Genomic DNA, 21,184 nt, shown 5'->3' on the forward strand with positions numbered 1-21,184 from the left:
CACCGCCACCCAGGGTCTTGTCGCCGAGGATGATGGCGTTCGATTGCCCACGCAGCAGGATGTTCAGATTCACGTCGACTGGTCTCCCCGGGGCGCGGGCCGCTGCAGTCGCGGCGCGCCGGTCAGGAGAGAAATGACGAGAAAGGTCCGCTCAGTCCTTCCACGAAAAGGTAAACAAGCAACACGAAGCCGTTAACCAAGCGTGACTGTACTGCTCAAGCAAAAAGAGCGATCGTGGCGCACCAGCGATGCGCCACGCCGACGATTACATCCCGCCGATGTGATTCGGCCCGCCGCCGCCCTGCGGCGTGGTCCAGTCGATGTTCTGGCCAGGATCCTTGATGTCGCAGGTCTTGCAGTGCACGCAGTTCTGCGCGTTGATCACCAGCCGCGCCCCGGCCCCGCCGGCCTCGACCTCGGCGCCCGGGCCGGCCGCCTCGGCATCCGGCGTGCCGCGCAGCTTCGCGCTCCGCCTCCGGCCCCACCGCCTCATACACCGCTGCCGGGCAGTAGCGGCTTTCCGGGCTCCGGAACTGGTCCCAGTTCACGCCCTTCCAGGCGCCCGGGTCCTTCAGCCTCAGATGGGCCGGCTGGTCCTCCTCGTGGTTGGTGTTCGAGAGGAACACCGAGGACAGCCGGTCGAAGCTCAGCTTGCCGTCGGGCTTCGGGTAGTCGATGCGCTTCGCCTCGGACGCCTTCTTCAGCGTCTCGTGGTCCTGGTGGTGGCCCCAGGTCCAGGGCGCCTTGCCGCGGAACAGGTAGGTGTCGAGCCCGGCATTCACCAGCCCACCCCAGAGCCCGAACTTGGCGAAGCCCGGGCGGATGTTGCGGACGGCGGCAAGCTCCGCCCAGACCCAGCTCGCCTTCAGCGCCGCCGGGTAGCTCTCGAGCACCGCGGGCCGGTCCTCGCCGGCAAGCGCCGCGGCGACGGCATCCGCCGCCACCATGCCGGACTTCATGCTGGTATGCGTGCCCTTGATCTTCGGCACGTTGAGGAAGCCGGCGGTGTCGCCGATCAGCATGCCGCCCGGGAAGACCAGCTTCGGGATCGCCTGGATGCCGCCCTCGTTCAGCGCCCGCGCGCCATAGGCGATGCGCTTGCCGCCCTCCAGCATCTTCGCCACTTCGGGGTGGGTCTTGAAGCGCTGGAACTCGTCGAAGGGCGAAAGCCAGGGGTTCGGGTAGTCGAGCCCGACGACGAAGCCGATGCTCACCAGGTTCTCGCCCAGCATGTAGAGCCAGGAGCCGCCATAGGTGTCGGAGGGCACCGGCCAGCCGGTGGAGTGCCAGACCAGGCCCGGCGTGTGGCGCTCCTTCGGGATCTCCCAGAGCTTCTTCATGCCGAGCGCATAGGTCTGCGGCGCGACGCCGTCACGCAGGTTGTAGCGCTCCTGCAGCTTCTTGGTCAGCGAGCCGCGGCAGCCCTCGGCAAACAGCGTGTAGGTGGCGCGCAGCTCCATGCCCGGCTCGTAGTTCGGGCCCTTGGTGCCGTCCTTCTGGATCCCGGCGACACCGGCGACGACACCCTTGACCTGCCCGTCCTCGATGATCGTCTCGGAGGCCGCGAAGCCCGGGTAGATCTCGACGCCCAGCGCCTCGGCCTTGGCGCCGAGCCAGCGGCAGACATTGCCGAGCGAGACGATGTAGTTGCCGTGGTTGTTCATCTGCGGCGGGGTCGGCAACTTGATCGCGCGCGTCGCCGTCAGCAGCATGAACTTGTCGTCGGTCGCCGGCGTCGCGAGCGCCGGCGGGTCGTCGCGCCAGTCGGGGATCAGCTCGTCGAGCGCGCGCGGCTCGAGCACCGCGCCCGAGAGGATATGCGCGCCGATCTCGCTGCCCTTCTCCACCAGGCAGACCGATGCCTCGGGCGCGACCTGTTTGAGGCGGATCGCCGCGGCGAGGCCCGCCGGCCCGCCTCCGACGATGAGCACATCGAATTCCATCGCCTCGCGTTGTTCAGCGCCGGACATGCCTGGCTCCTCCTGGTCTGCCCCCGCATGTAGCGTCGCTCCTGCTTGCGCGGAACCCCGCGGCCGGCCGATACGGGGATGAGGAAAGGCGGGCAGCATGCTGGAGGCCATGACGCAGGAGGCGCTGCTGGCGGCCCTCCGGCTGCAGATCGACTGGGGGCGGAGGAAGCGCTGGCGGCGGCGCCGATCGACCGCACGGTGCCGCGTGCCGTGGCCCCCGCCCTGCCTCCCGCCGCCCCGGCCATCCCGGGCATGCCGGCGAAAGGCGGCCGGGAGGCGCCGGCCCGCGCCCTCCCCGCCCGCCTCGCCCCGCCGCCCGGCGCCACACGGGCGGCGGCGCTGGCGGCGCAGGCGGACAGCCTGCCGGCGCTGCGCGCGGCGATGGCCGGCTTCGATGCGAGCCCGCTGCGCGAGACCGCGACCAACCTGGTCTTCGCCGATGGCGCCCCGGAGAGCGGGCTGATGCTGATCGGCGAGGCGCCGGGCGGCGACGAGGACCGGCTGGGGAGGCCCTTCGTCGGCGTCTCCGGCCAATTGCTCGACCGGATGCTGGGCTCCATCGGGCTGCACCGGGAGACCGGCTTCTACATCACCAACATCCTGCCCTTCCGCCCGCCGGGGAACCGCACGCCGACGGATGCGGAGATCGGGCTCTTCCTGCCTTCGTGCTGCGCCACATCGTGCTGGCGAAGCCGCGGCACCTGGTGCTGCTGGGCGGCGTCGCGGCCAAGGCGCTGCTGCGCTCGAAGGAGGGGATCACCCGACTGCGCGGCCGTTGGCACGAAGTAACGATGGACGACGGCCAAACATTGCCTGCCCTAGCGACGCTGCATCCAGCCTACCTTTTGCGAAACCCTGCGGCAAAGCGAGACGCCTGGGCCGATCTCCTGTTGCTGCAGCGCAGCCTGTCGGCTCAGTAGCGCCGCGCCCGCCGCTTCCTCTATCGGTCAACAAACCGTAAGCGACTGACATTGAGGACCACACGGGTTCTTTCTGCCACAGTGAGATTTTCCGGGTTGCGCCCGGACAGCCTCCACCGCTAACGGGAACGGGCCATGCCCGCCGTCGGCCCCATGGCCCGCAGTTCCCTTCGCCCCCTGCTTGTCGGGGTCCTGTGGGGGACGGCGCTGATGACCGGGCCGTCCAGGCCCGCCGCGGCGCAAAGGGCCACTGACCAGACTGCCATGAGCGTCCCCCGGCCCGCCACCTCCGGCGGGATTCCCGGCCTGCCGCAGGTGTTGGTCCCGTCCGACGCCACCCGGCTGAGACGCGTCTTCGACCTGCAGTCGCGCGGCGAGCTGGCCGCGGCGGCGCGCGAGGCCGGTCGCCTCGACGACCGCCGGCTCATGGGCCATGTCCTGGCCGACCGCTACCTGCGGCCCGAGGCCTCGCCCTCGGCCCCCGAGGTGCAGTCCTGGCTGGCGCACTATGCCGACCACCCGGAAGCGCTGCGGTTGCACGACCTGCTCGGCCGCCTGCTGCCCCGCGGCGCCGCCCTGCCCGCCCCGCCGGCGCCGCCCGAGCCGCTCTCGCCCGAGGCCGCCCTGGCGCCCGAGGACCGCGCCCCAAGCCTCGCCAGCGTCACCCGCAACCCCGCCCTCGACCGCGCCGTGCGCGACCGGGCGCGGGAGGGCAATGCCGGCGCCGCCCTCGGCCTCATCACCCGCGCCAAGGGTCTCGGCCCGGCCTATGCCGGGCTGCTGCGCGCCGATCTCGCCATCGGCCTGTTCCGCGCCGGGCAGGACGGGGACGCGCTACGCATCGCCGCCGAGGCCGCCCGCGCCGGCGAGCCGAGTGGCCTCGCCGCCTTTGCGGCCGGGCTCGCGGCCTGGGGGCTCGGCCATTACGACACCGCCCTGCCCTTTTTCGAACGCGCCGCCCGCAACGACCAGGCGGCCCCCGCGCTGCGCGCCGCCGCCGCGTTCTGGACCGCCCGTGCCGCGGTCCGCGCCCGCAGGCCGCAGCTCTACGTCGCCTGGATGCTGCAGGCGGCGCAGGAGCCGCGGACCTTCTACGGCCTGGTCGCCCGGCGCAGCCTTGGGCTGGGTGCCGGCTTCGCCTGGGAAGGCGAGCTGGCCGGGGAGGCCGAGGCGGCCGCGGTCGCCGAGACCGCGGGCGGCTGGCGGGCGCTGGCCCTGCTGCAGATCGGCCAGTTGGCGCGGGCCGAGGCCGAGCTTCGCCAGCTCTGGGGCCAGGCGCAGCGCAATCCGGGGCTGGTGCGGGCCATGCTGGTCGTCGCCTCCCAGGCCAGTCTCCCCGGCCTGACGGCGCAGCTCGCCGCGGCGTCCCAGGCCGAGGATGGCAGGCCGCGCGACTTCGCCCGCTTCCCCGTGCCGAAGCTGCTGCCGCAGGGCGGCTACCGGGTCGACCCGGCGCTGCTCTATGCCCTGGCCCTGCAGGAAAGCCGCTTCGATGCCGGCGCCGTGTCGCCGGCCGGGGCGCGCGGGCTGATGCAGATCATGCCGGCGACCGCCAGCTACCTGGCGCGCGACCCCTCGCTGCAGGCGGAGGGGCGCAGCGGCTGCACGACCCGGCCTATTCGCTCGAGCTCGGCCAGCGCTACCTGCACCACCTCGCGCGGCATGACGGGGTGGACGGCAACCTGATCCGGCTCCTCGCGGCCTACAATGCCGGGCCGGGCAACCTGCTGAAGTGGCTGCCGGCGCATGGCCACCGGGACGATCCCTTCCTCTTCGTCGAGGCCATCCCCTTCGACGAGACCCGCGGCTTCGTGCAGCAGGTGCTGACCTATTCCTGGATCTACGCCTCCCGCCTCGGCCTGCCGGCGCCGAGCCTCGACCAGCTCGCGGCCGGTGGCTTTCCGCGCTTCAGCGAGACGGCGGATGTGGTCGCCATGCTCCGCCAGCGGGGACGCCCGCTGCACTGAGACGGCCGCGGCCGCCTAGCCGAGGAAGCCCCGCAGCATGCGGGCCAGCCGGCCGCCGCGCCGCCAGCGGGCCAGCGCATCGCGCGCCGCGTCGCGGTCCCGGCCGGCCGCCTCGACCTGCTCCCGCAGCGCCGCCGCCTCGGCGTCCGTCTTGGCTACAATGGCCTGCGCCGCGGTCTGGAACCGCAGGGTCGCCGCAGCCAGCTCGGCCCTCGCCGCCTGGGTGCCCTGCACCGCCTCGTTCAGCTGTGCCGCATGGGCGACGATCTCCCAGCTCCGCCGGTTGCCCAGGGCGAGCAGCGATGCCCGGGCATCGCGCAGCGCCTCGGCCGTCGCGGCCAGAAGGGCATCGCGCCCGGCCAGGGTCGTTGCCTGCTCCGCCAGGGCCTGCTCGTGCCGCAGCGCCAGCGCCTCCAGCGCCTCGCCGCGCTGCTCGGCCAGCCGCCTTGCCTCGGCGGCCGCCGCCGTGGCGGTGGCCAGCGCGTCCCGCAGGGTGAGGATATGCCCTTCCAGCACGCCGGGCGGGCCGGCGGCCTCGGCGGGTGCCGGGGGCGAGGCCTCGCCCAGGGCAGCATCCATTGCGCCATCGAGGGCGGCATCCACTGTGTCAACCATCGGATCCACCCCGCACTGCTAACGCCATTGTAGAGGATGCGCGGGCCGGATGGGCAGCCCCTGGTGTGGCGGAGGGGTGGATTCCGCCGGCCGGAGGGGCGACATAGGGGCCTCGCCGTGGGAGCCACGAGATGCCGATCGACCCGAGCCTGCCCTTCGTCCCGGTCAACATCGCCGTGCTGACCGTCTCCGACAGCCGCGACCTCGCCTCCGACCGGTCCGGCCAGACCCTGCAGGAGCGGATCGAGGCGGCCGGCCATCGCTGCGTCGCGCGGGAGATCGTCAAGGACGAGGCCGACGTCATCGAGGCGGTGCTGCAGCGCTGGATCGCCGACCCGGCGATCGATTGCGGCATCACCACGGGGGGACCGGCATCACCGGCCGCGACGTGACGCCGGAGGCCTTCAAGCGGGTGCTGGAGAAGGAGATCGAGGGCTTCGGCGAGCTCTTCCGCATGCTGAGCTACCAGAAGATCGGCACCAGCACGATGCAGTCCCGCGCGCTCGGCGGGGTCGCCGACGGCACCTACCTGTTCGCCCTGCCGGGCAGCACCGGCGCCTGCAAGGATGCCTGGGACGACATCCTGCTCTACCAGCTCGATGCCCGGCACCGCCCCTGCAACCTGGTCGAGCTGATGCCGCGGCTGAAGGAGCACCTGAAGGCGGCGTGAGGCGGGCGGCGGCTCAGCCCTCCACATCCGCCTCCGGCCGGTCGTCGCCGGCCGAGAATTCGGTGTGCCATTGGCCGGCCTCGTCCTGGAACTCGATATAGGACGCATTGCCGGGCACGTGCTGTTCCTGGGCCACGCGATGCGCCGCGGCCAGTGCCGCCGAGCGCGTGGCGAAGGATTCGGAGAAGACGTCGCCGAGCTTGTAAGCCCAGCCGCCATCGTGCTGGACGATCCTGTAGTGGATCCTGGCCATGCCGGATTCCTTTCCGCTGCGCCGCCCATATGTGGGGCCGGCGGCCCGGCTTGCACCGGGCGGCAGCATCACGCCTCCGGCGGCGGCACCACCCCGGGGCGCGGGTCGATCGGCAGCAGCCGGTCGAGCCCGCTCGCCTGCTCGAACAGCGCCGCGGCCCGCAGCGCCACCTCCTCCCGCCGCGGCGGCGCCGCGACCTGCAGCCCCACGGGGCGGCCGTGCTGGTCGAAGCCGCAGGGGACGGCGACGGCCGGGCTGCCGGCCAGCGTCATGGTGGCGTTCAGCATCGAGCCGCCCATGTAGTTGTCGAGCTTGCGGCCGGCGATGCTCTCCGGCGCGCGCAGCATGACATCGAAGGCCGGCGTCGGCGCCGAGGGCGTGACGAAGACGTCGAAGCGGCCGAAGATCCGGGCCATCTCGCGGTAGAAGCGGGCGCGTTCCCGGTCCGCCCAGGCGAGCTGGCTCGGCGTCGCTGCCAACCCACGCTCGGTGTTCCAGACGATGTCCGGCTTCAGCAGGTCGCGCCGGTCGCGCAGCTGGATCTCGCGGTCCACCACGAAATGCTGGCTGCGCAGCACCAGCAGCGCCTCGGCCAGCTCGCCGAGTTCGGGCGAGGCTTCCTCCACCACGCAGCCGAGCTCGGCGAAGCGGCCGATGGCGGCCTCGCAGATCGCCCTTGTCTCGCGGTCAACCGCCAGCGCCCCGCCGTAGTCGAGCGTGAAGGCGACGCGCGGGCGCCAGGCGCCGGTGGCGCGGACCGCCTCGGCATAAGGCACCGCTGGAGCGTCGTAGGTCAGCGGATCAGTCGGGTCCCAGCTGGCCATGGTGTCGAGGAAGAGCGCCAGGTCGAGGATGTTGCGCGCCATCGGCCCTTGCACCGACAGGGGCGAGAAGAGGTTGTTCACGCTCCCCCGTGTCACCCGCCCGGGGCTCGGCCGAATGCCGACCACGCTGCAATAGGTGCCGGGCCGGCGCAGGCTGCCGGCATGGTCGGTGCCCTGGGCCAGCCAGGCCTCGCCGGTCGCCAGGCTGACCGCGCCGCCGCCGGTGCTGCCGCCGCAGGTGAGCGACGTGTTCCAGGGGTTGCGGGTGCGGCCGAAGACCTCGTTGAAGGTGGAGCCGCCGGCGCCGAATTCCGGCGTGTTCGACTTGCCGATGACGATGCCGCCGAGCGCCTCGATCCGCTGCACCACCGGGTGCGACGTCGTCGGCACATGGTCCTTGAAGATCGGCGAGCCATAGGTGGTCCGCACCCCGGCGACGTCGGTCAGGTCCTTGATGGAAACGGGAAGGCCGCCGAGCCAGCCGGGCTGCCCGGCCTTCTCCGCCCCCTCCCCGGCCATGATCCGCCGCGCATGGTCGCGGGCGCGGTCGAGGCAGAGGGTCGGCAGCGCGTTCACCGCCGGCTCCACCGCGGCGATGCGCGCCGCGGCGGCCTCCACCAGCTCGAGCGGCGAGACCTCGCGGCGCCGGAGGCGGGCGACGGCCTCGGTCGCGGTCAGGCGGATCAGGTCGTCGGACATGCGGTGCTCCCCGGGCGATGCGGCATCATGCCTCAGGCGCGGACCTTCTCCAGCCCCGTCCAGTCGAAGCCGATGCCATGGCCCGGCCGGTCCGGCGCAACGGCCATGCCCTCCTCGATCCGCAGGGGGTCGGCGATGTAGCGGTCGAGGCCGAAGCCATGGGCTTCCAGGTAGGAGCGGTTCGGGCAGGCGGCCAGCAGCTGCACCGTCACGTCGTGCGCGCCATGGCTGGTGACCGGCAGGTGGAAGGCCTCGGCCAGGTGGGTGATCTTCATGAAGGCGGTGACACCGCCGCAATTCGTCACGTCGGGCTCGGGGAAGCTCACCCCGCCGGCAGCGATCAGCGCCTGGAAGTCCCAGAGGCTGCGGAGGTTCTCGCCGGAGGCGACCGGCACCCCGCCCTCCCGCAGCACGCGGGCATGTCCGGCGACGTCCTCGGGCTGCACCGGCTCCTCGAGCCAATAGGGGTCGTGCGGGGCGAAGGCGCGGGCGGCGCGGATCGCGGCGTCCGCAGTCCAGCGCATGTTGGCGTCCACCATCAGCGGGAAGTCCTCGCCGAGATGCGCCCGCATGGCGGCGAGCTTGGCCACATCCTCCGCCAGCCTCGGCCTGCCGACCTTCATCTTGATGGCGCGGAAGCCGCGCGCCAGGTTGCCCTCGGTCTGCGCGATCAGCTCGGCCGCCGAGAGCTCGAGGTCGATCCCGCCGGCATAGCAGGGCACAAGCGGGTCATGCCCGCCGAGCAGCCGCCAGAGCGCCGTCCCCGCCCGCTTCGCCTTGAGGTCCCAGAGCGCGATGTCGAAGGCGGATTGCGCCAGGACCGCCGGCCCGCCGCGGCCGCCGTAGTGCAGTCCCCACCAGACATGCTGCCACAGCGCCTCGATCCGGTCGGCGTCCTGCCCGGCGGCGAGTTCGGCGATCTCGCGCGCGAGGATGTGGTGCACCGCCCCGCCATTGCGGCCGACGGTGTAGGTATAGCCGACTCCCTCGGCGCCCTCGGCATCGGTGACGCGGCAGGTGACCAGCTCGAAATCCGCCATCGCGCCATGGGTGCTGTCGGTCAGCACCTCCGGCAGCGGGATGCGGTAATGGCCGGCCTCGACGCGGTCGAGCTTCGGCATGGCGTCTCCCCCAAGGATGCTTTGGGCGAAGCCTATGGCGCAGGGCGGAGCAGCACCAGCCGGGCGGGCGCGCCGCGGCGGACCGTGACGATCGCGTTCTGCCGGAACCGCCGGCCGAGCATGGCGAGGCGCCTGGGGTCGCCGGCGAGCAGCAGATGCCGCTCGCGCCAGCGCCGGTCGCCGCCGCTGCCTTCGGCCTGCGGCAGCCGCCGCGCAGCCTTCCGCAGGCGGGCCAGCATGCGGACGTTCCAGCCGCGCGGCATGGGCCGGCTGAACGGGTTCCAGGCGCCGACGAAGCCGCCCTGCCGCGCCCCGACCCGCGCCAGCCAGGCGTCGATGGCGACGCTGCGCCGGCCGATGCGTGCAACGGCGCCGGCGGCCTCGTAGGTGCTGCGGCGATAGGCCCGCTCCAGCGCGCTCATGCCAGCTGGAACAGCAGGCCCTTGAGATAGGCGCTCTCTGGCAGCGCCGGATGCACCGGGTGGTCCGGCCCGGCGCCGCCCTGGAACAGCAGCTTGGCATCGCGGCGGGCCTTGCCGATGCCCCAGATCACCGCATCGGCGAAGTCGCCCGGCGCGACATGGTGCGAGCAGGAGGCGATGAAGAGGAACCCGCCCGGCGCCACCAGCTGCGCCACCAGCCGGGCCAGCTTGCCGTAGCCGCGCAGCGCCTGGGGCTGGTCCTTGCGCGCCTTGGCGAAGGCCGGCGGGTCGGCGACGACGACGTCGAACCTCGTCCCCGCGGCGCCCATCCGCTCCAGCGCCTCCAGCGCCTCGGCCTTCTGCGCCTCGACGCGCCCGGCCAGGCCGTTCGCCGCCGCGGTCTGCATCGCCAGATCCAGCGCATGCGCGCTGCGGTCGAGCAGCGTGACCCGCGCCGCCCCGGCCGCGGCGCAGCGCAGGCCGAAGCCGCCGGTATGGCAGAAGGCGTCCAGCACCGTGGCGCCGCGAGCCAGGCGCGCGACGCGGTCGCGGTTCTCCCGCTGGTCGTAGAACCAGCCGGTCTTCTGCCCGCCCAGCAGGTCGACGGAGAAGCCGAGGCCCCCTCCTCGACCCGCGCCGTGGCGTCCTCGCCGAACAGCGGCGCGACGCTCTCGGCCAGGCCCTCCAGCGTCCGCACCGCGGCGTCGTTGCGGCCGATGATGAGGCGGGGCGAGAGCAGGTCGCGCAGCGCCTCGACCAGCAGCGGGGTCAGCGTCTCCATCCCCGCGGTATTGGCCTGCAGCGCCAGCGCGTCGCCATAGCGGTCGATCACGAGGCCGGGCAGGCCATCGGCCTCGGCATGGACCAGCCGGTAGTAGGGCGTGTCGTAGAGCTGCTCGCGCAGCGCCAGCGCCGCGCCGAGCCGACGCTTCGCCCAGTCCAGGTCGATCGCCGCGCCGGGGTCGCGGTCCAGCCGCCGGGCGGCGATCAGGCTGTGCGGGTTGAAGCTCCAGGTGCCGTGGTGCCAGCCGTCGTCGCCCTCCAGCCGCACCGGGCTGCCGGGCGGCAGGGCCTTCGCCGCCGGGGTCATGGCGATCTCGTTGGAGAAGGCCCAGGGGTGGCCGGCCTTCACCCGCTGGTCGTGGCGCGGCAGCAGGCGGAGGAGCGGGTGCGGGGCGGCGGGCTGGGTCATGCGGCGCCGATAGGGCGAGGCGGCCAGGGGCGCAATGCGCCTGGCGGGCGCGGGACCGGCCGGGACATGCGCCTCGTGATCGCCGGCATGGCGCGGGAACGCCCATCATGCCGGCCATCGGGGCGGCAGAGGCACCGCCGGCGCTTCCCGCCCCGCGAGGCACCCGCATGCCACCACCAGAGCATCGCTTCGCCTTCCCCGCCGGTTTCACGACCCGGGCCATCCCCACCAACGGCACCACCCTGCACGTGCGCACCGGCGGCCAGGGGCCGGCCGTGCTGCTGCTGCACGGCTATGGCGAGACCGGCGACATGTGGGCGCCGCTCGCGGCGGAGCTCGCCGCCCGGCATCGGCTCGTCATCCCCGACCTGCGTGGCATGGGCCTGTCCGAGCGGCCGGCCGACGGCTACGACAAGAAGACCCAGGGGCAGGACATGGCCGGGCTGCTCGATGCCCTCGGCATTGCCCGGGCCGCGCTCGTCACCCACGACATCGGCAACATGGTCGGCTATGCGCTGGCGGCGCAATACCCGCAGCGGATCACCCGCTTCGCCATCATGGACGCGCCGCTCCCCGGCATCGGCCCCTGGGAGGAGATCATCCGCAGCCGCGCACTCTGGCACTTCTCCTTCCAGGGGCCGGACGCGGAACGCCTGGTGGCGGGGCGCGAGCGCATCTACCTCGACCGTTTCTGGAACGAGTTCTCCGTCGACCCATCCCGCTTTAGCGAGGCGGCGCGGGCGCATTACGCGGCGCTCTACGCCCTGCCCGGCGCCATGCATGCGGGCTTCCAACCAGTTCGCCGCCTTCGACCGGGACGCCGAGGACAACAAGGCATTCCTCGCCCGCGGCAAGCTGGGGATGCCGGTGCTGGCGGTCGGCGGCGCAGGGTCCTTCGGGCCGACCATGGCCAGGGTGATGCGCGCGGCCGCCAGCGACGTGCGGAAGCTGGTGATCGCCGGGTCCGGCCACTGGCTGATGGAGGAGCAGCCGGCGGCGACCATCGCCGCCCTGCGCGACTTCCTGGACGAGGCGGACTGATCCCGGCGGGCTTGCGGCGCGATCCGCCCTGGCGCACATGCATCCGCATGCGTATCGCCCGCGACCTGCCGACCCTGCGCGCCGAAGCCGAGCGGCTCGGCCCCCTCGCCCTGGTGCCCACCATGGGGGCGCTGCATGCCGGCCACATCTCGCTGGTCGCCGCGGCGCGGCGGGCGGTGGGGCCGGGCGGTGCGGTCGCCGCCTCGATCTTCGTCAACCCGCTGCAATTCGGCCCGAACGAGGATCCTGAGCCGCTACCCGCGCGACGAGGCCGGCGACCTGGCGGCGCTCGAGGCGGCCGGCTGCGACCTGGCCTGGCTGCCGGGGGTGGAGGCGATGTATCCGCCCGGGCGCGCCACCACGATCGAGGTCGCGGGCCCGTCCGAGGGCTGGGAGGGCACCGCGCGCCCCGGGCATTTCCGCGGCGTCGCCACGGTCTGCGCCAAGCTCTTCCTGCAGACCGGGGCGCGCGTGGCGCTGTTCGGCGAGAAGGACTGGCAGCAGCTGCAGGTGGTGCGGCGGATGGTCGCCGACCTCGACATCCCCACCCGCATCATCGGCTGCCCGACGGTGCGGGAGGCGGACGGGCTGGCGATGTCCTCCCGCAACCGCTTCCTGGCGCCGGCGGATCGCGCCAAGGCGAGGCTGGTGCATGCCGCCCTGCAGCAGGCGGCGCGGGTGCTTGCCGCCGGGCAGCCGGCCGGCCCGGCGCTGGCCGAGGCACGCGCGTGGCTCGCGGCCGAGGGCTTCGTGGTGGACTACCTGGCGCTGGTCGAGCCGGAGACGCTGCGCGAGGCAGCCGCCCTGCCCGGCCGGCTGATCGTCGCGGCGCGGCTCGGCAGCGTGCGGCTGCTGGACAACATCGCGGCCTGAAGGCCGGGAAGGTTTTATTCTCCCCGGTCTCCTGTCGCTTGGCGGCGGCCGCAACCCTCCGATCCCTGCCCCGTTGCCGGCTGGCGTCCCCGGCGGACGCGGGCCCGGCCTCCCGCCCGTCGGGCGGCCCGGCCGAGGAAGGAGAGGATTTTCCGTGGTCGCCATATCCGTGCCTGCCAGGCCGCTGCACCCGCTGCACGCGATCCTGCTCGCCTTCCCGCTGCCGCTGTTCCTCGGCGCGCTGCTCAGCGACATCGCCTATGCGCAAAGCTTCGAGGTGCAGTGGTCTAACTTCGCGGCCTGGCTCAATGCCGGCGGCCTGCTCTTCGGCGGCTTCGCGGCGCTCTGGGCGCTGATCGACCTGTTCCGCGCCGGTCCGGCCCGGCGGCGGCATGCCGGCCTCTACTTCGTGGCGCTGGCGGCCATGTGGGTGCTCGGCCTGATCGACGCCTTCGTCCACGGCAAGGACGCCTACGCCATCATGCCGGAGGCGCTCTACCTCTCGGCGGCCGTGGCGGTGCTGGCGCTGGTGGCGTCCTGGCTGGGCTATTCGGGCATCCGCCCGGGAGCGGTGGCATGAAGCGCGCAGCCCTGCTGGTCGGCGCCGCGGCGCTGGCCCTCGCCGCCTGCGACGGCGACCCCGGCCCCGAACAGCACGGGGCCAGCCCGCAGCTGCCGGCCCCCAGCGCGGCCTGTTGCCCGACATGGTGATCCCGAAGCCGACGGCCTGGGCCGGCGACCGACCGACGGTGCCGCAGGGCTACCAGATCGCGGCGATCGCCACGGACCTGCGGATCCCCCGCCAGACCCTGGTGCTGCCGAACGGCGACATCCTGGTGGCCGAGGGCACCGGCGGCAACGAGCCGCCGCTCCGCCCCAAGGACTTCATCGCCACCTGGATCAAGGCCAAGGGCAAGAGCTCGGTGCATGGCGGCAACCGGCTGACGCTGCTGCGCGACGCCGATGGCGACGGCACCTACGAGGCGCGGAGCGTCTTCGCCGAGCACCTCAACGGGCCCTATGGCCTCGCCTTCGCCAATGGCGCCATCTACGTCGCCAACCAGGATTCGCTGGTACGCTTCGACTACCGCGACGGCCAGACGACCGCGAGCGGGCCGCCGGCGCTGGTGACCAGCCTGCCCTCCGCGGTCAACCACCATTGGACGAAGTCGCTCGCCGCCAGCCCGGATGGCCAGGTCCTCTATGTCGGCATCGGCTCGAACAGCAACATCACGGAACGCGGGATGGAGGTGGAGGCCGACCGCGCCCGCGTGTGGCAGATCGATGCGCGGACCGGCGCGCACCGGCCCTATGCCACCGGCCTCCGCAACCCGACCTCGCTCGCCATCCAGCCGGGCACGGACCGGCTCTGGGCGGTGGCGAACGAGCGGGACGAGATCGGCCCCAACCTGGTGCCGGACTACCTGACATCGGTGAAGGAGGGCGCCTTCTACGGCTGGCCCTACAGCTACTGGGGCCAGCATGTGGACGAGCGCGTGCGGCCGCAGGACCCGCAGAAGGTCGCGTCCGCGATTCCGCCGGACTATGCGCTCGGCGCGCATGTGGCGGCGCTGGGCCTGGCCTTCTCGGCCCCGGCGATGGGCGGGGACTTCGCCTCGGGCGCATTCGTCGGCGAGCATGGCAGCTGGAACCGCGACCAGCCCGCCGGCTACCGGGTGGTCTTCGTGCCATTCCGCGACGGCAAGCCGGCCGGCGACCCGGTCGATGTCGTGACCGGCTTCCTGACCGCCGACGGCAGGACGCGGGGCCGGCCGGTCGGGGTCTCGGTCGACCCGCGCGGCGCCCTGATCGTCGCCGACGACGTGTCGAACACCGTCTGGCGGGTCACCGCCAGCCGCTGACGCTGCGGCAGGGGGCAACGCGGCGAAGGCGCTGCCCCCTTGGCTGCCGCTACCAGCCGGCCAGGCGCCGCACCTCCGCCGCGCCGTGACCCGCCTCGCGCAGCGCCCGCAAGGTCGGTGCCCGGTCGCGCTTGGCCAGCCGTCGGCCGTCCGGGCCGGTGATCAGCCCGTGATGCGCATAGGCCGGCTCCGGCCAGCCGAGCAGCGCCTGCAGCAGCCGGTGCAGATGCGTCGCCGGCTTCAGGTCCACCCCGCGGGTCACCAGCGTCACGCCCTGCAGCGCGTCGTCATGGGTGACGCAGAGATGGTAGCTCGCCGGCACCTCCTTCCGCGCCAGCACCGCGTCGCCAGATTGCGCGGGGTCGCAGCGCAGCCGGCCCTCGCCGAGTTCGTGGAAGGAGAGGTCCGCCGGTGCAGCGGCCAGCGCCGCGGCCATGTCGAGCCGCAGCGCATGCGGCGCCCCGGCGGCGATCCGCGCTTCGCGCTCGGCGGGGACCAGCCGGCGGCAGGTGCCGGGATAGAGCGGGCCGTCCGGCCCCGAGGGAGCCAGGTGCGGGGCATGGCCGGCAGCGGCGATCTCCCGCTGGATGTCGCCGCGGGTGCAGAAGCAGGGATAGACCAGGCCGCGCGCCGCCAGCCGGCCGAGTGCCGCCCGGTAGGCCGGCATGTGGCGCGACTGGACCCGCACCGGCCGCTCCCAGGCCAGGCCGAGCCAGGCGAGGTCCGTCTCGATCGCCGCGGCGAATTCCGGCCGGCAGCGGGTCGCGTCGATATCCTCGAGCCGCAGCAGGAAGCGCCCGCCCGCGGCCTCGGCCAGGCCGGCGGCGAAGAGCGCCGCATGGGCATGGCCGAGATGCAGCAGCCCGGTCGGGCTCGGCGCGAAGCGCGTCACCGCGCCGGGCGGCAGGTCGGGCAGCAGATGACGGAGGCTTGCGGTTGCTGGCATCGCCCGCGGCGCGCTAGCGGAAGAGGCGCGAGAGGAGCAAGACGCATGGCCAGCCTGGATGGACCCCGTATCGGCCCGGCCTCGGGCGGCCCGGCGAAGCAAGCTGGTGGTGCTGCTGCACGGGCTCGGCGCCGACGGGCAGGACCTGATCGAGCTCGCGGCGCATTGGGCCCCGGCCCTGCCGGAGGCAGCCTTCGTCGCCCCGGATGCGCCGGAGCCCTGCGACATGGGCCCCTATGGCCGGCAATGGTTCAGCCTGCAGGACCGCCGGCCGGCGGCGGTGGCGGCGGGTGCCATGGCGGCCCGCGGCCCGCTGGACGGCTTCCTCGACGCCGAGCTGGGGCGGCTCGGCCTGCCGGGCTCCGCCCTGGCGCTGGCCGGGTTCAGCCAGGGCTGCATGATGGCGTTGTACACCGGGCTGCGCCGGGCGGTGCCGCCGGCCGCCATCCTCGGCTATTCCGGCGCGCTGCTGGCGGCCGAGGCGCTTGCCGCAGAGGCCACCGGCCGCCCGCCGGTGCTGCTGGTGCATGGCGAGGCGGACGACATCGTCCCGGTCGAGGCGACCCGCGCCGCCGCGGCGGCGCTGCGCCAGGCCGGGGTGCCGGTGGAGGCGCTGGTCCGCCCCGGCCTCGCGCATGGCATCGACGAGGCCGGGCTGGCGGCCGGGCGGCGCTGGCTGGAAGCCGCCTTCAACACCGGGACCGGGACGTGACGAAAGCATGAAAGCCGGTGGCCCCGGGGCGGGGCGGCTTGCAGACCTCGTCCACGCACTGGCAAGAATGGCTCGAGACTCGGCGGTGCCACAGCATTTGGGGCCCAGACGCAGTACCAGGCTCCATCTGTAGCTGACCCCGCCCTGCAAAGGAGCGGCGCTTGCCTGACGGCGGTAGCTTCATCGGTGGCCAGTCCTTCCCGGCGCTCGTGCTGAACGCGGATTTCCGCCCGCTCTCCTATTTCCCATTGTCGATCTGGTCCTGGCAGGACGCGGTGAAGGCGGTCTTCCTCGACCGTGTGTCGGTGCTGAACGAGTACGAGGCGGAGGTGCATTCGCCGACCGTGTCGATGCGGCTTCCCAGCGTGATCGCGCTGAAGGAATATATCCCCGCGGCGCGGCGGCCGGCCTTCACCCGCTTCAACGTCTTCCTGCGCGACCACTTCGCCTGCCAGTATTGCGGCGACCACCGGCCGACGCATGACCTGACCTTCGACCACGTGATCCCGCGCAGCCGCGGCGGGCGCACGACCTGGGAGAATGTCTGCACCGCCTGCGGGCCCTGCAACCTGCGCAAGGGCAACAAGCTGCCGCGCGAGTGCAACATGCTGCCGCGCCAGACCCCGCGCCAGCCGACCAGCTGGGAGCTGCAGGAGAACGGCAGGGCCTTCCCGCCGAACTACCTGCACGAGAGCTGGCGGGACTACCTCTACTGGGATTCCGAGCTGGAGAGCTGAGGCACCTCCCGCCCGGGCCTGTCAGCGCTCCGCCTTCGTCCAGCCCGGCGCCCGCCCGGCGAAGACCTCGCGCAGCCAGCCCGCCGCCTCCGCCATCGCCGTCGTGCAGCGGTCGACCTTCCCGGCCCAGAAATAGAAGCCGTGGTTCAGCCCGAGCCAGCGGGTGCAGGCGACCGTGACGCCGGCCGCGGCCAGCTTCGCCGCATAGGCCTCGCCCTCGTCGCGCAGCGGGTCGTATTCCGCGGTGGTGACCAGGGCGGGCGGCAGGCCGGCCAGGCTAGCCGCCTTGATGGGCGCGGCATGCGGATGGGCGGCGTCGCGGGCCGGATCGGCCAGGTAGTGGCCCCAGAACCACTCCATCGTCGCCCGGGTCAGCCCGTAGCCCTCGGCATTCTCGGCGTAGGAAGGCCAGCCGGGGTGTGCCAGTCGGTGACGGGATAGAGCAGGAGCTGCCCGACGGGGCACGGCCCGCCCTCGTCCCGCAGCCGCAGCGCCGTCACCGCCGCCAGGTTGCCGCCGGCGCTGTCGCCGCCCACCACCAGCCGCGCCGCATCGGCGTTGAGCTCCGCGGCATGATCGGCGCACCAGCGCGTGGCCGCCATGCAATCCTCCGGCGCCGCGGGGAATGGGTGCTCCGGCGCCAGCCGGTAATCGACCGAGGCGACGACGCAGCCTGCCCCGGCGCAGAGGTTGCGGCAGATGCCGTCATGGGTGTCGAGGCTGCAGAGCACGAAGCCGCTGCCATGGAAGAAGACCAGCAGGGGGAAGGGTCCCTGCCCCAACGGCGTGTAGAGGCGAAGCTTCAGCGGCGCGCCGGCGGGCCCGGCGATCTCCCGTTCCTCCACCCGCGCCACCCCGGCGGGCGGCGCCATGGCGGCGATGCGCGCCTCGTACTGCGCCCGGGCGGCGGCCGGGCTCAGCGTCTCGGTGCGCGGCAGGTGCCGCCCGGCATCGAGCAGCGCCTGGATCTGCGGGTCCACCGGCATGGTCGTCTCTCCCAAGACTTGGCATAAGCGTGGCCCAGCCTGAAGCGGCCGACAACTACCGCGCCTTGATGGGCCGGCTGCCGAAACTGTCCTGCGGCACGCCCTTGCCCAGCGACATGTGGCTGTGTACCCCGACCCAGCGCCCATCCGGCTGCCGCGCCAGGACGATGGTCGCCCGGCCCGGCCGCGGGAAGGGCGTGCCATCCCGGTGGAAGCCGGTGCTGGTCCAGGGGGTGATCGCCACCGCCATGCCGCCGTCGGGGGAGGCCAGCACCTCGGTATTCGCCAGGTCGAAGGCGAAGTCGGCGGTGCGCGGCCAGACATTGTCCCACTGGGTATCCGTCCAGGCCTGCCGGCTGCGGACCAGCTCCTGGTAGGTGCCGAAGATGACGATGGCGTCGTGCCAGAAGGGATAGGCGCCGGCGTAGTCCACCTCCCGCACGCAGGCGGCGAAGCGGGCGAGCCAGTCCTTGATGGCGGCGGCGGTCGCGGCATCCGCCTGCGGCAGGGGAAGGGCCTGCATCAGACCCGCTCGCTTACCTTGATCGCCAGCTTGCAGCCGGCCTTGATCGCGGCGCTCAGCACTCGGTAGCCCGGGGTCAGCTCGGCCTCGTGCTCCAGGCCTGTGTCGCGGTGCTCGAGCTCCTCGGCGCGGAACTGCTCCACCTTGCCGCGCAGCGCCGCCTCGTCCTCGCCGAGCGCCGCCTCCTGCGCCTGGTAGTGCTCGTCGATCGCCTCCTCCACCGCGACCGTGCAGGCCATGGCGGCGCGGTGCCCCATCAGCGCGGTCGCGGCGCCGAGCGCGAAGCCCGCGACGTGCCAGACCGGCAGCAGCGCGGTCGGCCGCACCCGGCGCTGCGCGATCAGCTTGGCGAAGGTGTCGAGATGCACCTGCTCCTGCGCCTGCATGTGGCGGATGATCGGCTCCCACTTCGTGCCGCGCAGCACCGCGAGCTGGCCCTGGTAGATGCGCTTGGCGCCGTATTCCCCGGCATGGTCGACGCGGATCACCCGCTCGACATACTGGCGGGCGGTCGGATCGCCGGGCAGGCGGCCCTCGGCGGTCATGCGGGTCATGCTTTGGCTCCTCTGCGGAGGAAGATGAGGCCGAGCCCGGAAAGGCCAAGCGCATAGAGCAGGTTCATCGCCGCCATCGAGAGCGGCAGGCCGGGCACCAGGTAGGTCGGCGCGTCGCAGGGCTTGGACGGCGCCGCGGACAATCCCTTCAGCATGTCGTCGATGCTCCCGCCGAGGGTCGCCCGCGGCACCTGGCAGCCCGGCAGCGGCGAGGGCCACCAGCCCTGCTCGACGCCGACATGGAAGGCCCCGACCGCGCCGGAGGCGAGGATCGCCAGGATCGCCAACCCGCCCAGCAAACCTCGGCGGCGCGGCAGCAGCGCCGCGGCCAGGGCCAGCCCCGCCGCGACCCAATAGGGCCAGCGCTGCCACAGGCACAGCTCGCAGGGGGCGATGCCCCAGATCCCCTCGCTGGCCCGGGCGAAGATCGGCGCGGCGGCGGCCAGCGCCGCGACAAGCAGCATCGGAAGCATGCCTCCTTCTCCCCTGCCCCCCGCGGCGACGCAACCCGGCATGGCTTGGGCGCCGCAGCCGGCCGATGCTAGGCTGCCGCCGACAGGGACGGAGATGCGCCATGCTGAAGGTCTGGGGCCGGGCGAGCTCGAGCAACGTGATGAAGGTGCTCTGGCTCTGCGAGGAATTGTCGATCCCCTACGAGCGGATCGATGCCGGCGGCGAGTACGGCCGCACCACCGAGCCCTTCTACCTCGCGATGAACCCGAACAGCCGGGTGCCGACCATCGAGGAGCCGGACGGCTATTCGCTCTGGGAGAGCAACTCGATCCTCCGCTACCTCGTCGCCTCGCGGAAGCCGGGCGACCCGGTCCATCCCACCGCGCCCAGGCTCCGCGGCGAGGTCGAGCGCTGGATGGACTGGCAGCTGGCGACGCTGTCCGGGCCGATGACCACGATCTTCTTCACCTATGTCCGCACGCCCGAGGCGAAGCGCGACATGGTGGCGACCGCGAAGGCGCGGGACGAGGTGGAGGCGCTCTGGCGGATCGTCGACCGGCAGCTGCAGGGACGGGACTACCTGGCGGGCGGCTTCTCGCTGGCCGAGATCGCGCTCGGCCCCTACCTGCACCGCTGGTTCGCCCTGCCGGTCGAACGCGCGCCGATGCCGAACCTCGAGGGCTTGTATGCCAGGCTGAAGGCGCAGCACCCGGGCTTCGCCGCGCATGTCGCGGTGGAGATGACCTGAGATGGCGCAGCTCCTCACCGTCTGGGGCCGGGCCAGCTCGGTCAACGTCATGAAGGTGCTCTGGCTGCTGGACGAGCTGGCCATCCCCTTCGAGCGGATCGAGGCCGGCGGCGCCTTCGGCCGGACGCGGGATCCCGACTACGCCGCGATGAACCCCAATGCCACCGTGCCGACCCTGGTGATGCCGCACGGCTATTCGCTCTGGGAGAGCCATTCGATCCTGCGCTACCTCTGCCGCACCCAGCCCGGCGGCAACGCCTTCTACTGCGAGGCGCCGGAGGCCCGCGCCGATGTCGAGCGCTGGATGGACTGGACGCTCGCCTCGATGAACGAGCCGATGCGGGTGGTCTTCTGGGCCCTGGTCCGCACGCCGGAGGCCGAGCGCGACATGGCGGCGGTGGCGCGGGCGCGCGACGCGGCGGAGCGGCTCTGGCGCATCGCCGAGGCCCAGCTCGAGGGGCGGGACTTCATCGCCGGCGAGTTCAGCATCGCCGACATGGCGCTCGGCGGCTTCCTGCACCGCTGGTACGCCCTGCCGATCGAGCGGGCCGCGCTGCCGCGGCTGCGCGGCTGGTACGAGCGGCTGCTGGACCGCCCGGCCTACCGGAAGCATGTCGCGGTGCCGCTGACCTGACCGGCGGGGGCGGCGGCGCCGGTTCCGGCTGCCGCCCGTCCTTTGGGCTTGCCAAAAGGACTATATTCCTCATACTCTGCCCTGTTTGGTTCGGGGCCCGGCGCATGATCCAGTCAACAATTCCGCATCGCGCCACCGACCGGCCCGCGTCGCCGCCCCGGGGCTTTGTCCGAAATCGCCCCTGCCGCCCAGCGGCGCTGCGGGCCTTGGCGGGCGGGCCCGGAGAGGTCGGGCGGTGATTGCCCCCGACCCTTTGTCCGAAACCGCGATTCCCTTGCCCTTCGGCAGCGCCCCGGGGCCTGCCGGGCGCAACCACCGCCCTGGCCGCGCGCTCACGGTGTCGCAGAGCGAACAGTTCTTCGCTGCATCCACTTGGCGGCCATCCGCCAGCGCCCCGGCCTTCCCCACCCTGGAAGGCGCGGTGCCTGCCGGCCCGCCGCCGCGCCGCCACCAGACCAGCCG

General features: G+C 73.0%; 25 protein-coding genes and 6 pseudogenes. 16 read left to right on the forward strand and 15 right to left on the reverse strand.

What is annotated here, in order from left to right; all coding sequences use genetic code 11:
• Positions 1 to 265: 265 nt before the first annotated feature.
• Positions 266 to 1,943, reverse strand: a pseudogene (locus ACQ86J_RS05900) (4Fe-4S dicluster domain-containing protein).
• A 105-nt stretch (positions 1,944 to 2,048) separates the two neighbouring features.
• On the opposite strand from ACQ86J_RS05900, the gene ACQ86J_RS05905 reads away from it, so the two are divergent.
• The 4 genes from ACQ86J_RS05905 to ACQ86J_RS05920 all read left to right on the forward strand — a co-directional run bounded on the left by ACQ86J_RS05905 (position 2,049) and on the right by ACQ86J_RS05920 (position 4,857).
• A complete protein-coding gene (locus tag ACQ86J_RS05905; RefSeq protein WP_431270388.1) occupies positions 2,049 to 2,759 on the forward strand; it encodes a uracil-DNA glycosylase in 711 nt (236 codons plus the stop codon).
• Positions 2,675 to 2,890 carry a uracil-DNA glycosylase family protein gene (locus ACQ86J_RS05910; protein WP_431270389.1) on the forward strand — a complete coding sequence of 72 codons (216 nt, stop codon included), beginning with the start codon at positions 2,675 to 2,677 and terminating at the stop codon, positions 2,888 to 2,890. The genes ACQ86J_RS05905 and ACQ86J_RS05910 overlap by 85 nt, the downstream gene beginning before the upstream one ends.
• Positions 2,891 to 3,154: 264 nt before the next feature.
• Positions 3,155 to 4,576 carry a transglycosylase SLT domain-containing protein gene (locus ACQ86J_RS05915; protein WP_431270390.1) on the forward strand — a complete coding sequence of 474 codons (1,422 nt, stop codon included), beginning with the start codon at positions 3,155 to 3,157 and terminating at the stop codon, positions 4,574 to 4,576.
• Positions 4,534 to 4,857 (forward strand): hypothetical protein, encoded by a 324-nt coding sequence (locus ACQ86J_RS05920; protein WP_431272310.1) that lies wholly within the window; start codon positions 4,534 to 4,536, stop codon positions 4,855 to 4,857. The genes ACQ86J_RS05915 and ACQ86J_RS05920 overlap by 43 nt, the downstream gene beginning before the upstream one ends.
• Before the next feature lie 15 nt (positions 4,858 to 4,872).
• Here ACQ86J_RS05920 and ACQ86J_RS05925 read toward each other — a convergent pair whose 3' ends face one another.
• Positions 4,873 to 5,472 (reverse strand): hypothetical protein, encoded by a 600-nt coding sequence (locus ACQ86J_RS05925; RefSeq protein WP_431270391.1) that lies wholly within the window; start codon positions 5,470 to 5,472, stop codon positions 4,873 to 4,875.
• Positions 5,473 to 5,603: 131 nt separating this feature from the next.
• Here ACQ86J_RS05925 and moaB point away from each other — a divergent pair.
• A pseudogene (gene moaB / locus ACQ86J_RS05930) lies at positions 5,604 to 6,142 on the forward strand (molybdenum cofactor biosynthesis protein B).
• 13 nt (positions 6,143 to 6,155) lie between these two features.
• On the opposite strand, the gene ACQ86J_RS05935 reads toward moaB, so the two are convergent.
• The 7 genes and pseudogenes from ACQ86J_RS05935 to ACQ86J_RS05965 form a co-directional block, all read right to left on the reverse strand.
• On the reverse strand, positions 6,156 to 6,395 hold the full coding sequence (locus ACQ86J_RS05935) for a DUF2188 domain-containing protein (RefSeq protein WP_431270392.1): 240 nt from the start codon (positions 6,393 to 6,395) through the stop codon (positions 6,156 to 6,158).
• Positions 6,396 to 6,463: 68 nt separating this feature from the next.
• Complete coding sequence (locus ACQ86J_RS05940; RefSeq protein WP_431270393.1) at positions 6,464 to 7,918, reverse strand: amidase; 1,455 nt, start codon at positions 7,916 to 7,918, stop codon at positions 6,464 to 6,466.
• A 32-nt stretch (positions 7,919 to 7,950) separates the two neighbouring features.
• Positions 7,951 to 9,039: a mandelate racemase/muconate lactonizing enzyme family protein gene (locus ACQ86J_RS05945; RefSeq protein ID WP_431270394.1), complete on the reverse strand. Its 1,089-nt coding sequence runs from the start codon at positions 9,037 to 9,039 to the stop codon at positions 7,951 to 7,953.
• A 32-nt stretch (positions 9,040 to 9,071) separates the two neighbouring features.
• Positions 9,072 to 9,461 (reverse strand): DUF3293 domain-containing protein, encoded by a 390-nt coding sequence (locus ACQ86J_RS05950; protein WP_431270395.1) that lies wholly within the window; start codon positions 9,459 to 9,461, stop codon positions 9,072 to 9,074.
• A complete protein-coding gene (locus ACQ86J_RS05955) occupies positions 9,458 to 9,592 on the reverse strand; it encodes a hypothetical protein (RefSeq protein WP_431272803.1) in 135 nt (44 codons plus the stop codon). The genes ACQ86J_RS05950 and ACQ86J_RS05955 overlap by 4 nt, the downstream gene beginning before the upstream one ends.
• Before the next feature lie 78 nt (positions 9,593 to 9,670).
• Positions 9,671 to 10,489, reverse strand: a pseudogene (locus ACQ86J_RS05960) (class I SAM-dependent methyltransferase); the annotation flags it as partial.
• Positions 10,486 to 10,653, reverse strand: a pseudogene (locus ACQ86J_RS05965) (RlmI/RlmK family 23S rRNA methyltransferase); the annotation flags it as partial. The pseudogenes ACQ86J_RS05965 and ACQ86J_RS05960, both read right to left, overlap by 4 nt.
• 311 nt (positions 10,654 to 10,964) lie before the next feature.
• Here ACQ86J_RS05965 and ACQ86J_RS05970 point away from each other — a divergent pair.
• From ACQ86J_RS05970 to ACQ86J_RS06000, 7 genes and pseudogenes are all read left to right on the forward strand, one after another.
• A pseudogene (locus tag ACQ86J_RS05970) lies at positions 10,965 to 11,393 on the forward strand (alpha/beta fold hydrolase); the annotation flags it as partial.
• Between the two features lie 40 nt (positions 11,394 to 11,433).
• Complete coding sequence (locus tag ACQ86J_RS05975; protein WP_431270396.1) at positions 11,434 to 11,694, forward strand: alpha/beta fold hydrolase; 261 nt, start codon at positions 11,434 to 11,436, stop codon at positions 11,692 to 11,694.
• A gap of 47 nt (positions 11,695 to 11,741) precedes the next feature.
• Positions 11,742 to 11,876, forward strand: a pseudogene (locus tag ACQ86J_RS05980) (pantoate--beta-alanine ligase); the annotation flags it as partial.
• A complete protein-coding gene (locus ACQ86J_RS05985) occupies positions 11,830 to 12,567 on the forward strand; it encodes a 4-phosphopantoate--beta-alanine ligase (RefSeq protein ID WP_431270397.1) in 738 nt (245 codons plus the stop codon). The pseudogene ACQ86J_RS05980 and the gene ACQ86J_RS05985, both read left to right, overlap by 47 nt.
• Positions 12,568 to 12,721: 154 nt before the next feature.
• On the forward strand, positions 12,722 to 13,147 hold the full coding sequence (locus ACQ86J_RS05990) for a DUF2231 domain-containing protein (RefSeq protein WP_431270398.1): 426 nt from the start codon (positions 12,722 to 12,724) through the stop codon (positions 13,145 to 13,147).
• The gene (locus tag ACQ86J_RS05995) at positions 13,144 to 13,278 is read left to right on the forward strand and encodes a hypothetical protein (protein WP_431270399.1); all 135 of its coding nucleotides are present in this window, start codon (positions 13,144 to 13,146) and stop codon (positions 13,276 to 13,278) included. Before ACQ86J_RS05990 ends, ACQ86J_RS05995 begins: the two co-directional genes overlap by 4 nt.
• Positions 13,272 to 14,429, forward strand: coding sequence for a PQQ-dependent sugar dehydrogenase (locus ACQ86J_RS06000; protein WP_431272311.1), 1,158 nt, complete (start codon positions 13,272 to 13,274; stop codon positions 14,427 to 14,429). Before ACQ86J_RS05995 ends, ACQ86J_RS06000 begins: the two co-directional genes overlap by 7 nt.
• A gap of 49 nt (positions 14,430 to 14,478) precedes the next feature.
• Here the strand turns inward: ACQ86J_RS06000 and gluQRS are convergent, their stop codons facing one another.
• The gene (gene gluQRS, locus ACQ86J_RS06005) at positions 14,479 to 15,375 is read right to left on the reverse strand and encodes a tRNA glutamyl-Q(34) synthetase GluQRS (protein WP_431270400.1); all 897 of its coding nucleotides are present in this window, start codon (positions 15,373 to 15,375) and stop codon (positions 14,479 to 14,481) included.
• 58 nt (positions 15,376 to 15,433) lie between these two features.
• Here gluQRS and ACQ86J_RS06010 point away from each other — a divergent pair, with 58 nt between their 5' ends.
• Positions 15,434 to 16,087, forward strand: coding sequence for an alpha/beta hydrolase (locus ACQ86J_RS06010; RefSeq protein ID WP_431270401.1), 654 nt, complete (start codon positions 15,434 to 15,436; stop codon positions 16,085 to 16,087).
• A 161-nt stretch (positions 16,088 to 16,248) separates the two neighbouring features.
• Complete coding sequence (locus ACQ86J_RS06015; protein WP_431270402.1) at positions 16,249 to 16,824, forward strand: HNH endonuclease; 576 nt, start codon at positions 16,249 to 16,251, stop codon at positions 16,822 to 16,824.
• A 21-nt stretch (positions 16,825 to 16,845) separates the two neighbouring features.
• On the opposite strand, the gene ACQ86J_RS06020 is transcribed toward ACQ86J_RS06015, so the two are convergent.
• The 5 genes from ACQ86J_RS06020 to ACQ86J_RS06040 are packed head-to-tail and all read right to left on the reverse strand — an operon-like array spanning position 16,846 to position 19,360.
• Positions 16,846 to 17,289 (reverse strand): alpha/beta hydrolase fold domain-containing protein, encoded by a 444-nt coding sequence (locus ACQ86J_RS06020; protein WP_431270403.1) that lies wholly within the window; start codon positions 17,287 to 17,289, stop codon positions 16,846 to 16,848.
• Entirely contained in the window at positions 17,196 to 17,810 is a 615-nt protein-coding gene (locus ACQ86J_RS06025) for an alpha/beta hydrolase (protein WP_431270404.1), read from the reverse strand. Before ACQ86J_RS06025 ends, ACQ86J_RS06020 begins: the two co-directional genes overlap by 94 nt.
• Before the next feature lie 55 nt (positions 17,811 to 17,865).
• Entirely contained in the window at positions 17,866 to 18,333 is a 468-nt protein-coding gene (locus ACQ86J_RS06030; RefSeq protein WP_431270405.1) for a YybH family protein, read from the reverse strand.
• Positions 18,333 to 18,887 carry a demethoxyubiquinone hydroxylase family protein gene (locus tag ACQ86J_RS06035; RefSeq protein ID WP_431270406.1) on the reverse strand — a complete coding sequence of 185 codons (555 nt, stop codon included), beginning with the start codon at positions 18,885 to 18,887 and terminating at the stop codon, positions 18,333 to 18,335. The genes ACQ86J_RS06030 and ACQ86J_RS06035 overlap by 1 nt, the downstream gene beginning before the upstream one ends.
• Positions 18,884 to 19,360 (reverse strand): disulfide bond formation protein B, encoded by a 477-nt coding sequence (locus tag ACQ86J_RS06040; protein WP_431270407.1) that lies wholly within the window; start codon positions 19,358 to 19,360, stop codon positions 18,884 to 18,886. The genes ACQ86J_RS06035 and ACQ86J_RS06040 overlap by 4 nt, the downstream gene beginning before the upstream one ends.
• 101 nt (positions 19,361 to 19,461) lie before the next feature.
• On the opposite strand from ACQ86J_RS06040, the gene ACQ86J_RS06045 reads away from it, so the two are divergent.
• The gene (locus ACQ86J_RS06045) at positions 19,462 to 20,088 is read left to right on the forward strand and encodes a glutathione S-transferase family protein (RefSeq protein WP_431270408.1); all 627 of its coding nucleotides are present in this window, start codon (positions 19,462 to 19,464) and stop codon (positions 20,086 to 20,088) included.
• Position 20,089: 1 nt separating this feature from the next.
• The gene (locus ACQ86J_RS06050) at positions 20,090 to 20,722 is read left to right on the forward strand and encodes a glutathione S-transferase family protein (RefSeq protein ID WP_431270409.1); all 633 of its coding nucleotides are present in this window, start codon (positions 20,090 to 20,092) and stop codon (positions 20,720 to 20,722) included.
• Positions 20,723 to 21,184 lie beyond the last annotated feature (462 nt).

Source organism: Dankookia sp. P2, from assembly GCF_050632255.1.
Lineage (GTDB): Bacteria > Pseudomonadota > Alphaproteobacteria > Acetobacterales > Acetobacteraceae > Paracraurococcus.

What these genes read in the sequence shown, in the direction of transcription:
- ACQ86J_RS06045 (WP_431270408.1), top strand. Translation starts at nt 19,462, where the DNA reads ATGCTGAAGGTCTGGGGCCGGGCGAGCTCGAGCAACGTGATGAAGGTG.
- ACQ86J_RS05915 (WP_431270390.1), top strand. Translation starts at nt 3,155, where the DNA reads ATGAGCGTCCCCCGGCCCGCCACCTCCGGCGGGATTCCCGGCCTGCCG.
- ACQ86J_RS05935 (WP_431270392.1), bottom strand. Translation starts at nt 6,395, where the DNA reads ATGGCCAGGATCCACTACAGGATCGTCCAGCACGATGGCGGCTGGGCT.
- ACQ86J_RS05995 (WP_431270399.1), top strand. Translation starts at nt 13,144, where the DNA reads ATGAAGCGCGCAGCCCTGCTGGTCGGCGCCGCGGCGCTGGCCCTCGCC.
- gluQRS (WP_431270400.1), bottom strand. Translation starts at nt 15,375, where the DNA reads ATGCCAGCAACCGCAAGCCTCCGTCATCTGCTGCCCGACCTGCCGCCC.
- ACQ86J_RS06030 (WP_431270405.1), bottom strand. Translation starts at nt 18,333, where the DNA reads ATGCAGGCCCTTCCCCTGCCGCAGGCGGATGCCGCGACCGCCGCCGCC.
- ACQ86J_RS06050 (WP_431270409.1), top strand. Translation starts at nt 20,090, where the DNA reads ATGGCGCAGCTCCTCACCGTCTGGGGCCGGGCCAGCTCGGTCAACGTC.
- ACQ86J_RS06000 (WP_431272311.1), top strand. Translation starts at nt 13,272, where the DNA reads ATGGTGATCCCGAAGCCGACGGCCTGGGCCGGCGACCGACCGACGGTG.
- ACQ86J_RS05940 (WP_431270393.1), bottom strand. Translation starts at nt 7,918, where the DNA reads ATGTCCGACGACCTGATCCGCCTGACCGCGACCGAGGCCGTCGCCCGC.
- ACQ86J_RS06010 (WP_431270401.1), top strand. Translation starts at nt 15,434, where the DNA reads ATGGACCCCGTATCGGCCCGGCCTCGGGCGGCCCGGCGAAGCAAGCTG.
- ACQ86J_RS05925 (WP_431270391.1), bottom strand. Translation starts at nt 5,472, where the DNA reads ATGGTTGACACAGTGGATGCCGCCCTCGATGGCGCAATGGATGCTGCC.
- ACQ86J_RS05985 (WP_431270397.1), top strand. Translation starts at nt 11,830, where the DNA reads ATGCCGGCCACATCTCGCTGGTCGCCGCGGCGCGGCGGGCGGTGGGGC.
- ACQ86J_RS05905 (WP_431270388.1), top strand. Translation starts at nt 2,049, where the DNA reads ATGAGGAAAGGCGGGCAGCATGCTGGAGGCCATGACGCAGGAGGCGCT.
- ACQ86J_RS05945 (WP_431270394.1), bottom strand. Translation starts at nt 9,039, where the DNA reads ATGCCGAAGCTCGACCGCGTCGAGGCCGGCCATTACCGCATCCCGCTG.
- ACQ86J_RS06035 (WP_431270406.1), bottom strand. Translation starts at nt 18,887, where the DNA reads ATGACCCGCATGACCGCCGAGGGCCGCCTGCCCGGCGATCCGACCGCC.
- ACQ86J_RS06025 (WP_431270404.1), bottom strand. Translation starts at nt 17,810, where the DNA reads ATGCCGGTGGACCCGCAGATCCAGGCGCTGCTCGATGCCGGGCGGCAC.
- ACQ86J_RS05950 (WP_431270395.1), bottom strand. Translation starts at nt 9,461, where the DNA reads ATGAGCGCGCTGGAGCGGGCCTATCGCCGCAGCACCTACGAGGCCGCC.
- ACQ86J_RS06040 (WP_431270407.1), bottom strand. Translation starts at nt 19,360, where the DNA reads ATGCTTCCGATGCTGCTTGTCGCGGCGCTGGCCGCCGCCGCGCCGATC.
- ACQ86J_RS05975 (WP_431270396.1), top strand. Translation starts at nt 11,434, where the DNA reads ATGCGGGCTTCCAACCAGTTCGCCGCCTTCGACCGGGACGCCGAGGAC.